Source organism: Sphingomonas sp. S6, assembly GCF_043498045.1.
Classification (GTDB): domain Bacteria; phylum Pseudomonadota; class Alphaproteobacteria; order Sphingomonadales; family Sphingomonadaceae; genus Sphingomonas.
This window is the reverse complement of the sequence record NZ_JBIEOE010000012.1, coordinates 1-12,706: the sequence shown is the minus strand read 5'-3', so window position 1 is coordinate 12,706 and position 12,706 is coordinate 1. Positions and strand designations below refer to the sequence as shown.

General features: G+C 64.0%; 12 protein-coding genes and 1 tRNA gene. 3 read left to right on the top strand and 10 right to left on the bottom strand.

Annotated features, from left to right (window positions below; all coding sequences use genetic code 11):
* Positions 1-10: 10 nt before the first annotated feature.
* From ACGVWT_RS15140 to ACGVWT_RS15125, 4 genes are all read right to left on the bottom strand, one after another.
* Positions 11-565 carry a DUF2059 domain-containing protein gene (locus tag ACGVWT_RS15140; RefSeq protein ID WP_394427088.1) on the bottom strand — a complete coding sequence of 185 codons (555 nt, stop codon included), beginning with the start codon at positions 563-565 and terminating at the stop codon, positions 11-13.
* On the bottom strand, positions 562-1,995 hold the full coding sequence (locus ACGVWT_RS15135; RefSeq protein WP_315462581.1) for an NAD(P)-dependent oxidoreductase: 1,434 nt from the start codon (positions 1,993-1,995) through the stop codon (positions 562-564). The genes ACGVWT_RS15140 and ACGVWT_RS15135 overlap by 4 nt, the downstream gene beginning before the upstream one ends.
* A gap of 154 nt (positions 1,996-2,149) precedes the next feature.
* On the bottom strand, positions 2,150-2,947 hold the full coding sequence (locus tag ACGVWT_RS15130) for an undecaprenyl-diphosphate phosphatase (RefSeq protein ID WP_116462924.1): 798 nt from the start codon (positions 2,945-2,947) through the stop codon (positions 2,150-2,152).
* A 129-nt stretch (positions 2,948-3,076) separates the two neighbouring features.
* Complete coding sequence (locus ACGVWT_RS15125; RefSeq protein ID WP_315462580.1) at positions 3,077-4,006, bottom strand: complex I NDUFA9 subunit family protein; 930 nt, start codon at positions 4,004-4,006, stop codon at positions 3,077-3,079.
* Between the two features lie 109 nt (positions 4,007-4,115).
* Between ACGVWT_RS15125 and ACGVWT_RS15120 the strand changes: the two genes are divergently transcribed.
* Positions 4,116-4,202 (top strand) — tRNA-Leu (locus ACGVWT_RS15120).
* A gap of 1,757 nt (positions 4,203-5,959) precedes the next feature.
* Here the strand turns inward: ACGVWT_RS15120 and ACGVWT_RS15115 are convergent.
* The gene (locus ACGVWT_RS15115) at positions 5,960-6,550 is read right to left on the bottom strand and encodes a hypothetical protein (protein ID WP_315462579.1); all 591 of its coding nucleotides are present in this window, start codon (positions 6,548-6,550) and stop codon (positions 5,960-5,962) included.
* Between the two features lie 466 nt (positions 6,551-7,016).
* Between ACGVWT_RS15115 and ACGVWT_RS15110 the strand changes: the two genes are divergently transcribed.
* Together ACGVWT_RS15110 and ACGVWT_RS15105 are read left to right on the top strand one after the other, a co-directional pair.
* A complete protein-coding gene (locus ACGVWT_RS15110) occupies positions 7,017-7,220 on the top strand; it encodes a hypothetical protein (RefSeq protein WP_315462578.1) in 204 nt (67 codons plus the stop codon).
* Between the two features lie 350 nt (positions 7,221-7,570).
* Entirely contained in the window at positions 7,571-8,200 is a 630-nt protein-coding gene (locus ACGVWT_RS15105; RefSeq protein ID WP_315462577.1) for a hypothetical protein, read from the top strand.
* Between the two features lie 210 nt (positions 8,201-8,410).
* Here ACGVWT_RS15105 and ACGVWT_RS15100 read toward each other — a convergent pair whose 3' ends face one another.
* The 5 genes from ACGVWT_RS15100 to ACGVWT_RS15080 form a co-directional block, all read right to left on the bottom strand.
* Positions 8,411-8,941: a hypothetical protein gene (locus ACGVWT_RS15100; RefSeq protein WP_315462576.1), complete on the bottom strand. Its 531-nt coding sequence runs from the start codon at positions 8,939-8,941 to the stop codon at positions 8,411-8,413.
* Between the two features lie 62 nt (positions 8,942-9,003).
* Positions 9,004-9,498, bottom strand: coding sequence for a hypothetical protein (locus ACGVWT_RS15095; protein ID WP_315462575.1), 495 nt, complete (start codon positions 9,496-9,498; stop codon positions 9,004-9,006).
* 58 nt (positions 9,499-9,556) lie between these two features.
* Positions 9,557-10,294 carry a ribonuclease H-like domain-containing protein gene (locus ACGVWT_RS15090; protein ID WP_315462574.1) on the bottom strand — a complete coding sequence of 246 codons (738 nt, stop codon included), beginning with the start codon at positions 10,292-10,294 and terminating at the stop codon, positions 9,557-9,559.
* An 83-nt stretch (positions 10,295-10,377) separates the two neighbouring features.
* On the bottom strand, positions 10,378-10,926 hold the full coding sequence (locus tag ACGVWT_RS15085; protein ID WP_315462573.1) for a hypothetical protein: 549 nt from the start codon (positions 10,924-10,926) through the stop codon (positions 10,378-10,380).
* Positions 10,927-11,144: 218 nt separating this feature from the next.
* The gene (locus tag ACGVWT_RS15080; RefSeq protein ID WP_394427078.1) at positions 11,145-12,596 is read right to left on the bottom strand and encodes a hypothetical protein; all 1,452 of its coding nucleotides are present in this window, start codon (positions 12,594-12,596) and stop codon (positions 11,145-11,147) included.
* Between the last annotated feature and the right edge of the window lie 110 nt (positions 12,597-12,706).

Genomic DNA, 12,706 nt, shown 5'->3' with positions numbered 1-12,706 from the left:
CAATCTCGTCCTACTTCGTCGCCGGGGCGCCGAGCGCCGCGAGACGAGCCTGAATCTTGGGGAACGCCGTCATGCCGGCCTCGCGCCCGAGGGCGCGGCCCTGCTCGGACAGGACCTGCTGCAACTGCGGCAAGGCTTCGAGCAGCTTCGCACCCGTCGGAGACGTGTAGAAAGCCAGGATGGCCTTCAACTCGGGCTCGCTGAACAGCTTGCGATATTCCTCTGCCGCCCCTTCGGCGATATCCGGATAATGCTCGCGGAAGGCGGCGGTGAATTCCGCGCTGATGATGTCGCCGATCTGTTTGCGTCCCTCTTCGGTCTTGAGCTTCGCCTTGAGAAACTCCGGCGTTTTCGGGGCCGTCGCCATCGCGTTTTCGACATTGGCGGTCATCAGCGGCATGATCTGTTGGAACATCGGGTCCATCGTCCGCTCGATCCGCAGCTTGCTGACGATCGCGCGTGCCGTCGCGATCGTGCCTGGCTGTGCCGCAGGCGCGACCTGTGAGATCGCCGGCATTGGCGCCGCAATCAGCGCAGCGCCGAGCATGATAGCGTAGCGCCTCACGCCGCGACCCTCCCGGCCTTCGCCTTGGCCTTCAGCCACTTGTGCATCGTCGCGGCGACGTCGCGGCCGTCGCGGATCGCCCAGACGACCAGGCTGGCGCCGCGGACGATGTCGCCAGCGGCGAACACGCCGTCGAGGCTGGTCATCAGCGTCTTGCCGTCGACCAGCACCGTGCCCCAACGGCTGACGCCCAGTTCGGGCGCGCCGAACAGCGTCGGCAGATCCTCGGCATCGAAGCCCAACGCCTTCACGACCAGATCGGCCTGCAGCGTGAAGTCGCCACTGGGATCGGGTTCGGGCGCGCGGCGGCCGCTGGCGTCGGCGGCACCCAGCCGCATTTTCCGCGCACGGACGGTGCCGTCGGCGTCGAACGCGGCGGGGGCGGAGAGCCAGACGAATTCGGCGCCCTCTTCCTCGGCGTTGGCGACTTCGCGCTGGCTGCCGGGCATGTTGGTGCGATCGCGGCGATAAAGACACTTCACGCTCGCCGCGCCCTGGCGGATCGCGGTGCGCACGCAGTCCATCGCGGTGTCGCCGCCGCCGATCACGACGACATGCTTGCCCTCGGCATTCAGCGCGCCATCATCGAACGACGGCACCGCATCGCCGAAGCCCTTGCGGTTCGACGCGATCAGATAGTCGAGCGCCGCAACGACGCGGCTGTCGTCACCGCCTGCGACGTCAAGCGCGCGTGCCTTGTAGACGCCGGTCGCGATCAGCACCGCGTCGTGACGCTGGCGCAGGTCGTCGAGGCCGGCATCCTCGCCGACGCGGAAGCCTTCGTGGAAGACTATGCCGCCCGCCTTCAGCCGCTCGACGCGGCGCATGACGACGGGCTTCTCGAGCTTGAAGCCGGGGATGCCATAGGTCAGCAGCCCGCCGGCGCGATCGTGCCGATCGTAGACGTGAACCTCATAGCCATGGCCGCGCAGATATTCGGCCGCCGTCAGCCCCGCCGGCCCGGCACCGATCACCGCGACCGACTGGCCGCGCGCCGGCCCCGGCACCAACGGCTCCACCCAGCCTTCTTCCCAGGCGGTGTCGGTGATGAACTTCTCGACCGATCCGATCGTCACCGCGCCGTGGCCAGTGAATTCGACGACGCAATTGCCCTCGCACAGTCGATCCTGCGGGCAGATGCGGCCGCAGATCTCCGGCATGGTCGAGGTGGAATTGCTGAGCTCATAGGCTTCGCGCAGCCGCCCCTCGGCGGTCAGGCGCAGCCAATCGGGGATATGGTTGTGCAGCGGGCAATGGACCGAGCAATAGGGCACGCCGCACTGCGAGCAGCGCCCGGCCTGATCCTCTGCCGCCGGCGGCGCATAGCGCGCGGCGATCTCGGCGAAATCCTCCGCCCGCGCGGCAGCATCGCGCTTGGCGGGATAGGCCTGCGGCCTGCCTACGAACTTCAGCATGGAATCGTGCGCCATAAGGCCTCCTCACTTTCCGCAATAGGAAGCGAAGAGGCCTATGTCATGCGCAAAATAACCGATATGGCTTATTTACTGACCTAAAATCCGCGATTATCTTTGCGATCGACTCTCATCAACGCCGCAACGCAATAAACTAGGTCCGCTTTAAATCCTATCGCATTTGGAGCGCGACGAGCGCCACCGCGCCGACGATGATGCGATACCAGGCGAAGGGCGCGAAGCCGTGCCGGCTGACGATGCCGACGAACCAGCGGATCACCACGATCGCGACGACGAACGACACGACGAAGCCGATCGCGATGCTCAGCCACTCGCCCTGCCCCAGCGTCGCGCCCGATTTCAGCAGATCGTAGGCGGAGGCGGCGAGCATCGTCGGAATGGCGAGGAAGAAGGAAAATTCCGCCGCCGCGCGCCGATCGACCCCCATGCTCAGCGCGCCCATGATCGTCGCGCCCGAGCGGCTGACGCCCGGGATCATCGCCAGACACTGAACGACGCCGACACCCAGCGCGGTCGACCACGGCATCGCCTCGACCGATTCGATCCGCGCCTGCTTCACCAGCCGCTCGATGACGAGGATCGCGATGCCGCCGACGATCAGCGCGACCGCGACGACGGTCGGGCTTTCCAGCAGCGCCTTCACCGCCTTGTAGACGACGAGACCGATGACCATCGCCGGCAGGAAGCCGAGCACGATGTTGCGCACGAAGGCGAAGGCGCCGGGCTTCCTCGCGAACAGACCGACCGCGACATCCCAGAACCGCCGCCAGTAGAGGACGACGACCGCCAGGATCGCGCCGAGCTGGATGACGATGTCAAAGGTCGCGGTCGCCTTGTCCTGGACGCCGAGCAGCGTGCCGGCGAGAATCAGGTGCCCGGTGGAGGACACGGGCAGGAATTCGGTGACCCCCTCGACGATGCCGAGGAGGATGACGGTGAGGAGGTCCATGCACGGTCCTTAAGGCGGGGGCGGTATGGGATGTCCGGTCGCCCGGGCCGGTCGATGCCACCCGCGTGCCCGTGGGGCGGGGGTGGTGACCGGCTCGGGGCGAACGGGGAAGCGGTCGAGCCGTCCGCGTTATGCGGCGAGGGTGGCCGCGCGGCGACCGAAGCGACCGGTGCGACGGAAGCGGACGAGCCAGTCGGGCGCGACCGCCTGCAACGGCGTCGGGTCGACGCCCAGTGCGGCCAGCCCCTCCGCCCCCGCAGCGACGACATTGTCGTGCTGGAGCATGAGCCACTGATCTTTGGTGATCGGCGCCAGCGGCAGCGCTGCAAGCAATGCGCCGGCGGCATCGGGCAGTTCGACGATCGAGGGGCTGCGGCCAAGCGTTGCGGCGATCCAGCGGATGATCTCGCCCATCGTCATCACGTCCGGCCCGCCGAGTTCGAACGTGCGGCCCGCATAGGCCGCGCCGGTCGCGTTCGCCATCGCATCGCCGACGTCCGCGGCGAAGACCGGCTGGAACTTCACCGGCGCGCGCAGCACCGGCACCACCGGCGCCTTGGCGACCATGCCGGCGAAGCGGTTGATGAACTGGTCCTCGCGCCCGAACACGATCGAGGGGCGGATGATCGCCGCGCCCGGGAAGGCGGCGCGCACCGCTGCCTCGCCGTGGCCCTTGCTGCTGCCATAGCCCGATTTCGCATCGGGATCGGCGCCGATCGCGGACATATGGACGAGCGTTTCGACACCCGCCGCAGCCGCCGCCTCGGCGACGGTGCGCGCGCCACCGACGTGCAGCGCTTCGAAATTGCCGGACAGGATGCCGACCATGTTGATCACCGCATCCGCGCCTGCGACGGCGCGGGCGACCGTCTCCGGCTTGGTCACGTCGGCCGCGACGAACTGCGTCTGGCCCAGGCCGCCCAGCGGGCGCAGGAACCAGGCATGACGCGGATCCCGCTCGGCGATGCGCACCCGGGCGCCGCCGCGCAGCAGCGCCTGCACCACATAGCGACCGACGAAACCGCCGCCGCCGAAGATCGTAACTAGCTTGTCCTGCATGCGCCTCGGGCCTTTTTTTCGTCGCTGTCCTGACAATCGCCCCCTTGCCCCCCAAAAGGCGTGTTGACAAGGCACATGGCCGCCCCCTAAAGGCCGCCACCTACCCCGTGCCCAGATGGCGGAATTGGTAGACGCACCAGCTTCAGGTGCTGGCGATCGCAAGGTCGTGGAGGTTCGAGTCCTCTTCTGGGCACCATTTTCTCCTGCAATGTGCAGTTGAGGGCGAGATGTGAGGATGAGCATGCCGCCGGGCTGCTCTCACGTTTTCCTCACGTGTTATGCCGATCCGTTCGTCGATATTAGTGAGCGCGGGCGTATTCTTTATAGCGCCTCTGTAATCCTTAGCGGTGGCCAGCGTATCGACCCGCCCGAGGTACAGCATCGTTATCACGCCCAAGCGGGTGGTAGCCGGCCGCGCTCCGGGATCAATCGGCCCTGAAGGGGTTGAGACCGTCTTTTGTCGAACCATGAAGACTCATTGGGCGTGAGGTTCTCAGGCCTGGATGACAGCGAGCCGATTCCGGCAGGAGCTGCCTATCTCAATGCGCGCTTGGCTCGATCTAGCCCCTTGTGATCACGTGCTTTGCGGAGCGGGCGGGCGATGCGCCCATGGTGATGCCAGCTAAGGGTGGCTCCGAGGCCTGACGATCGGGATCGCTCGACGATCTTTCGGGGATGATATGCCAGAAATCCTGGGATTAACCCTCGGACACGAGGATATGCCGTCTTTAACAGCACTCAGGCTGGTCCTAGCACGCAGCAAGGGCTTGATCCTGTATGCGTAGGTTTCGGCGCTGTGCTGCCTCTAAGCGGCTGCGGCGGAGACGATGGTAGCAGCGTCGCTACAGCGTGTGCGGTTTGATTAGCGAAGCTCCCGACGCCCAGCCATCCCCCTCCTGCGGCTCCCACCTTGCAGCGAGGGACACTGAAACGAGATGCTCACGCTTCATCTTCATCTGAACAGCAGGCAGCGCCACAGAATCTCAGTTCCATCGGCTCCTCCAACTCTTCTCCGTGTGCGCCGCGCATCTCATCGGTCGGTGCCAAGGTCAGCGAGCGCGAACATGGGAACCGCGCGGGCGATGACGCTGCGCCGTGCCGCTTTCGCCCTTGGAGACGTGAATGGCACGGAACAGCGTTCAAAGCTCGCTCACGCGGCCGCGCCGATGGCTGGGCGCGCAGCTTGGGCTCGACTAGCGCGTTAAGACGCTCAGCCGGCTCTGTCGTAGCCCAGCCATATGCAATCGCAGTTTGGTTGATCTGACTGCAATGTTGCCCAACAGGCCGGCTTTGTGGACCTTGTCGGGTGCCTCGGCGCTCCGTACCATGGGCATCGGCCGGCAGCGTGACGCTGCGCCTATCGGCTTGCCGCAAGCCGGAGAGGCAACGTGCTGATGCGAGGCGAGCGGCCGTGCCGGATGGTCGTCGGCGAGCCGCGACCGGTGGCGCTGCCGCGCGCGTGCGGCAGTCTTTAACGCCGTCACAACCTCGGGCGCGGCCCTCTACCCGAACCACGGCCCTGCCCCAGTTCTGCTAGGTCTCAGTCCGCTGAGGCGGGCCTAGCAAGCTGGTCGTTGGAATAGGCACCGGGTCGAACAGTTTTTTCCCGGCAGCGAAGCGGTGCTTAGTCCGCTGAAGTGGCGTCAGCCCCGGTCAGCCCCGGCAGGTCGCGCAAGAAAGGCATAAAAAAGCCGCCTCGGGGGTATCCTGAGACGGTTGTGGCTTTTTGGAAATGGTTGCGGGGACAGGATTTGGCCGCTGCAGAACACGCTTTCGGCTTAACAAGACGAGGGTCGTTTCGAGCACCGATGACCGCACGTAATCGACGAAATACCGATGCCTGTGCAGCTACAGCAAAAGACGCCATACAAGGCGCAAAGCGCTTAAAGCCTTGGCCCAGCGGAACCGTTGTCCTTGCCCGAAGCAATTCGGGCGAGGAGGAATCAAGCGGCGTCACGCTGCCGTCAGTGTGCGACCCTTTCGTCGCTTCGCCGCGGCGACCGGAGCGGCCGCCATCCTATCAAGCTCAAGGCCGAGTGCCTTCGTCCCCTCGCTGTAGGCGAGCTGCACCAGGCGCTCTAGTACATGAAAGTCGTCGCTGGCCTGGAGCCAGCGAACGAACCGGTCGCGCATCGCGGCGCTGGCGAAGCGATGCCGATAGATCAGCTCCGAGCGCATACCCGATCCACCCTGCAGCTGCTCGCCAATCGTGAGCTCGCGAGGATCGGCGTGCAACGTGATCGTTGCCCCCAACACATGCTCAGGCGGTTCAGCAACCATCATCGCATGCATGTGCTGCGCGAACGCCTCGTGGCCGATGCGTTCGGCGAGCTTGCCCCAGTCTTGCCACTGGTCGCGGCGGAACCCGAGCCAGCGCGCCAGCGCAGACAGGGTGGCGTCATCCAGGCAGGTTCCGACCCAGAGCGTCACCATCGGGTTTGAGCCGCCAAGTTGATCGGCGGTGACGAGCAGCGCGTGGAAGCCACGCGTGTCGTCGAGGATGATCTGGAAGTGCTCGTTCCGGTCGATGATTGCGGGAAGCATGTCGTGTACTCCTTAACATCGTTGTCGTTGCTTCACCGAGGCAAGGCCGGAACTCGTCTCTCCGGCTGCGCCGTCGGCGTGCGGCGCCTGTCGCCGCGGTCTTGAATTTCATCCTTTGGATGACCTTCACCCCGCGTCTTTCGAGGACGCCTGCTTCCGCCGCATATGGCGGCGCGGGAGCCGGCGGCTCCCGGAAGTCGCGCGCGAACGCGCACGAACGGACGTTTACGAAGTCTTCACATCCGGCAGATTAGGAATGGGGGTAAGGGGGCTTTCCTCCCACTGTCGGCCTTCGCTTACCCCCTCCCCCCAACGGCTCTGCCACTCGCCGGAATAGCCGGACAACCGCGCAGCACATCGTGGTGACGGACAATGCTGACAGTGCGTTGATGGCGGCGGCTCATCCGCTCAGGCGTACCAGGGCCCCGACCGCAGACTCATGTTGACGGAACAATCACGGAACGGCATGATCCCCGGCGTGTCCAACGTTCTGTCCGCCTTTGCAGCTCTCACCGGCCTCAATGCCGAGGTGATTGACGAGGGATTCCAACATGAATTCGTTCGCGCCAACGAACGCAACTACGACGTGCGGCCGGTGACCGAACAAACCGAGATGGCATCGCTCCGGCGCTTCGTAATGCGCCCGCCCGCGGGCTGGGAGGCCTCGTAAGCCCCTCTTCAGGGTCCAAGCACCTCTGAAGATAGCCGTTAAGCTGAGGGCAATTGCACCGGTCCACCCGTTGACTGTGGATCGTACGTTTGTCGGCGAGCTACGAGGGGCTGTACGCCGACGTCGACCTTCACCTCACTTGAGCCGAAGGTGTGAACGTCTTGTAGGCCCTTCGCGGTCTCACCGCGAAGGTAGTGCTGTCAGCCGCAGAGGTCCGCGGTTCAAAGCCCCGCTGATTCCGTTCCAAGGAAAGCCGTCCCGAAGGTGGGATTTACGCAAGCTACGCCGTTGGGAGATCAGCTGGCACCAGACGCAGAGCGCTTCTGTCACTGTCTCATGGAAAAACTGATATGAAAAATCTTGAACATCTTATCGGGCTTTTAGAGGCTCGCGCTGCCTACTATAAGTGGTGCGCGGAGACATCCGCCGATTACGAAAAACAAGACTGGACGGAATTGCGTCCTCTTTACAGCGCACAGGCAGAGGCACTCGAAAGCGCCGTGGCCGAGGTGCGCGCCGCCATTGTCGAACTTCGACCTCCCTATTCGCTTCCGATCACGGGCTGGCTGCTCGCCACGGAGATGGGTGGGCTGCTCACTGCCAACCCCTTCTTGGATCGTGAAAGCGCCATCCGCGCCAAAGATCAGTTTTGCGAACGACACTTCCTAGAAAATGAGGCAGGCACGCTGGACGGCGCCTCCGCCGGACATGCGCATTGCGAAATCAGGGAATATACGTTGTCGCCACGCCAGGATTTGAATCCAGGTGATCTCGACGGTCGATACGTCGTGATGAGCTGCTTCGACGAGCCAAACGCGATAAGCGTGCTCGAAACCAAAGACGATGCCGAGGCAGAAGTTGAACGGCTCAAGGAATGGTTCGGAGATGACGCATGGGTGTGCTACCATCCCATTCTGATCCCACAAAACTCCACGCTGGCTTCTATGCAGTCTGATGAAGATTCTTGTACATACCATTGACCTGATCTGACTGCGTTCTGGCGCCAGCAACGTGTTTGGTAATGAACGGCAATTATCGTCGGTCATGGCGTCCGACTTTTTGGATGATCATGTATGCAGTCGGCTTCGACAGCCTGCGCGTGCCCATTTAAGCGCTCCAGGGCAGCTCCCCCTGCCGTATGATACATGGATCAAGAGCGGCTCTGAAAGTTTGAGGGGGCAACTGCGTAATCAGTCGAAGTCGGACATGTCTCGGTGGAGCTGGTGAACGATGCTGGCTCCCCACGTGACCAGAGCCAGCGCGGCCTGGCCCCGTCCGATCCCCACCATATGGTCGATGGGCGAGAGCGTTGGTGTCGGGACTAATCGAAGCCCATCGGTGCAGAGACCAACGGAAAGGTCGGCAGGGTAGCCGCCAAGCAGCATCGAGACGCCGGCTCGCGGCAGGAACAACGAGCAGGCGCTCAAGTGCTGCATCCGGCCTTTCGTTCGCACGTGGACGTCGAACAGCAGGGGATAGCCCTGCCGATCCTCGTCCACGTCGATCGTCACCAGATCGAGCTGGGCCTTCGGCCCCCCCCGGCGCAGCTGCGCCTGATCCAACGGATGGAGTGGGTTGCCCGCCGCGAGCATCAGCTTCATGGCCGGCAGCAGCAGCCTGACGTGATGCTCGGACGAGGTAACGATTACCGGGCCGTGTAGAAATCGAAGCAGCGCGACGAGCGCGCGAGATCGCGCGTCGCCCAGAGAAGGAGCGATCATGTGAATGTCCTGATGTCTGTTGCCGGTCGTTGACCGGCTGCATGGGTAGAGATGTGCCGGGTTCAGCCCCGCCGATTGGGGTAAAGCGCGTCGAAGCGACGGATCGCCCCTGGCGGCGTGAGATCAACGTTGGTGCCGGGCGCCGTCATGTCGAGCATCCGCGAGACGGCGTGACCTTCGTCATCGAGTTCGAGCGACCGCAGATCGCCCTGCAGGCACTTGGCCAGCCGCTCGCTTTCCAGCCAGTGGATGTAATGCTCGGCAAAGGCGCGGTTGCCGCCGAACCCCCGCATGACAAAGCCGGGGAAGTCGGTGGCGTGGATTTCGAGCGTCACCAGCTTCAGGACGTTCCGCAAGACTTCGAGCTGGTCGGTTTCCCGCTCACAGTCGCACATGCGAAGGCGGAACCTCGCGAACAGCTCCCGCATGCTTTCAAAGTGGCCATTATCGGGCGCCACGAAGAACGTATGCGTGCCGTGCGTGGCCGTGCGCATCCATCCGAATTTACCACCGCCATGTTGGTTCGTCCAGCGCACCGTGTGATAAATCAGCGTCATCGTTTTTCCTCTGTCTGCAAGATTGCTTCTAGTTTCTCGTTATTTCGCTCCTTCATCATCACAGGTCGCAGTTGCGCAGGTGTGCAGGGGTCAGACATGCACCACCACCGCCCCCGCGAGGCGGCGTGGCATAGGGCAGCAAATGAGCGAGGTGCGGCTGGTCCGAGCGGATCCACGCGGCGAGACGGTTCCAGTCCTCGATGCCCGTGCCGCGCACCTGTGTGGAACGCCACATGCACCGGGCAAGATAGGTCGCGACGACGTCCGTCTCGCAGTAGCGTGTGACCCTGGCGAGGTCGCCGGCCTCGGCGAGAGCCGTGACATTGCCGCCATGGGCCTCGATTTTCACTGGAATATTAAACGCCCCGCACAGGGCCGATAGCGGCGGTCTTGGGGCCGCCCGATTGAAACACACCTCGTCGAGCAGGTCCTCGTGACGACCGGTCACTCGGATTGCGAGGGTATTGATCGCCGGCACGACGAGCCCGCAAAGCGCCGCGCGAGCGATGACGACTGGCACGTCAAATCCGCGGCCATTGTAGGTGACGACGCACTGGGCATCGCTCACATGCTCCTCGACGGCCTCGATAATGCCGCGTTCGGACAGATCGAGACGCGAATAGGTATTGATGGCGTAGGTGTGTTCGTTCCAGCCACTGCGCACGATCTCGAGGATCGAGACACACAGGATCTCGTGGAGCGGAAATGGCGGAAAGCCGGCCGCAGGGTCGGCGCCGGCTCGCGCGCAGGCAGCCGCGTCCGGCCGGGTCTCGATGTCGAGCACCAGAGTCTTCATACCTGTCCTTCAATTTCATTTGCGCAAAAGCACGCGCACCAGCCCCGAGCTTCACCTCTCGAGTCGGCGCGCTTACCTGCGGCTCAGACGTTGCCGGCGAGCCAATCTGCCCATTCGGCGGCCAGGATGGCGCGTGCGCCGGGCTTGGTCAGCTCGCTGAAGGCCCCGAATGTGCATCCATGCAGCGCCCTGACGAACCACATGCAATGGACGTGCTGCTTACTGGCCCTGGCCGCTAAGCCCGGCACGTGCTGCACGAGATCAACGACGAGGTTGCGGCCGCTAAACGATTGCCTCGCCCAGCCGCGGGCAAGATCGAAGGCGACGTGCTTTGGCACGTCGTGGTCGAACCGCACCGTCGTAATGCCGAGCAGGTCCTTCTGCGCGGGCAGGCGTTGCTGCTCATAAAGCTTCAGTAGGGCCTCGATGTTCATCAACAAGTCTGGCGCGGTCCGCGGCAGCAGCAGTTCGCCGTGATAGGCCTCGCCCTTGCCGGGACCATGCGGCGCCACGCGGCGGAGCATTGCTTCGGCGACGGTGTTGGTCTTGCCCCTATATTCTGTCTGGATGATTCCATGGGCCATGTCGATGCCGGCCGGCAGCGGCCCGCGTTCGGGTGCGTAGTCGGCCATCTCAGCGCGTCGCCACGCAAGAGAGGATGTCAGTCTTGCGATCGTCGGGCGCGGCATCGTCGATTGCGATCATGGGCCGGTTGCATCGTGTCATGGGAGCGTACCTTGAAAGAAGTTTAGGTCAGCTCCTTTCGTTTGAAGGCCTTTTTCACCCTCAGCTGCAGGAGCATCGCTCCAGCCTCATCCCCTTCCCTGTTCTATCCGTAGGTCCTGCTCCTTCAGCCGGGACCGTCAGCCCCACGTCCGCGACGTTGCAGCAGCGCCTCCTGGCCGTGGGGCATTGAGGATGGCGTCGGCACGCTTGCCCATTGCGCACCAGTCAGCGGGAGCACCTTGTCGTTCAGCGCCGACGCCAGCTGCGAGAGCAGCTTCGAGCCCAATGGACTGCCAGCGAAGACAGCCAGATCGTCATAGAACCCGCTTGAGGGGATACCGCCGACCTGCACCTTTCCCTCCTCGAACCGGATCGACAGAGTGCCGTCGCGAATGGGATCGACAAACATGGCAGCGCGCCGCTCGAACTCGGCATAGGTCATGGCGCCCGCGCCGTTGCTCCCATTCCGCCGATGTGAGGCGAGTATCGCGGCGACCGTTTCGGCGCGATCGGGGGGACGGTGGCCGGTCCGCGACAGCTGGGTCGGGGCGACGTTCCTCATAGGGTCGGGTGATCGCGGCGACGCGGATGGCGTTTTAGCCGCACGACCTCCGACAGACCGCTTTGGATGGAGAAGGCCGCGTCGCAATAGCTCAGTCGGCGTTTCCGTACGCTCGGCTTCCCGCTCCTGTCGAGGCAGCGGTGTGAGATTGGGCGTCGGCAGCGCGTCACTCTTGGCTTTGGGCATCGCCGGACGCACCCCTTTGCTCTCCTGCGGTGCCTGCGTCGCTGCTCCGACACGGACTAGAGCCGCGGGGGTCGTCGGTATCGGTGGCGTCTCGATACCGGATGCGTCTGCCTCGAAGCCCTCCGGCGGCGGCGCTGACGCTTCCGGAACCACGGCTTTATCTACCATCCTGGCCTGCCTCTCAGCCGCCACGCCCGTTGATAGCGGCGGCGGTCCCGGCGGGTCTGACTTGCGCGCGGTAACAGCTGAAATCTGATTGTTCGAATGTTGCTCCGCAAGCCGATCTCCGAAGCCTTGCGCTAGCTTCCCTTGCGCCGCGTCCACCTGTTGGGTTGCGCTATCGGGCCTTTTGTCTGGTCCATTGTCCGGCTGAATGGAATCCGTCGCCTTGGCCGTGGCCGCTGGTCGAGCCACGCTCACCGGTCGGTCCGCATCGCCTTCGCTCACCTGAGGTCGCGTCTGGCTGGAGGCAACCACCTCTGGAAGCGCGACCTCGCGTAACGCGTCGATCTGGATGGGCGCCAAGGCCGGCTCCGCCATCGTCCGATCCACGCCCGCACCGCTACCCGCACCGCTACGATCGGGTTCCGGATCACGGTTGCGTTCCGTCCTTTCGATAAAGCCGGCTGTGACACTCGCGGTCGGGTCCAGTGTCGATATGCCAACCGGGTCGGGCTTCTTTAGGCCCAGGTATTGATTGTTGTCGCCTGCTGTCTCGTACAGCCTGTTCGCCCGGCGGATCTCGGCCGCATAAACGGGATGCCCATCCAATCCGTCTCGGAACCGCTTAAGCGTCGAGGGCAGTTCACTGCCGGTCGTGTCCGTCAACGTGGTGTAATTTCAGGTGTGCCACCGGGCCGCATCGTTCAGGCGGCCTTGGGTGTAATCTGTAGGGGCGGTACCTCCTCGATCTGTGGTGTGGCGAGAGCGGTCATGCC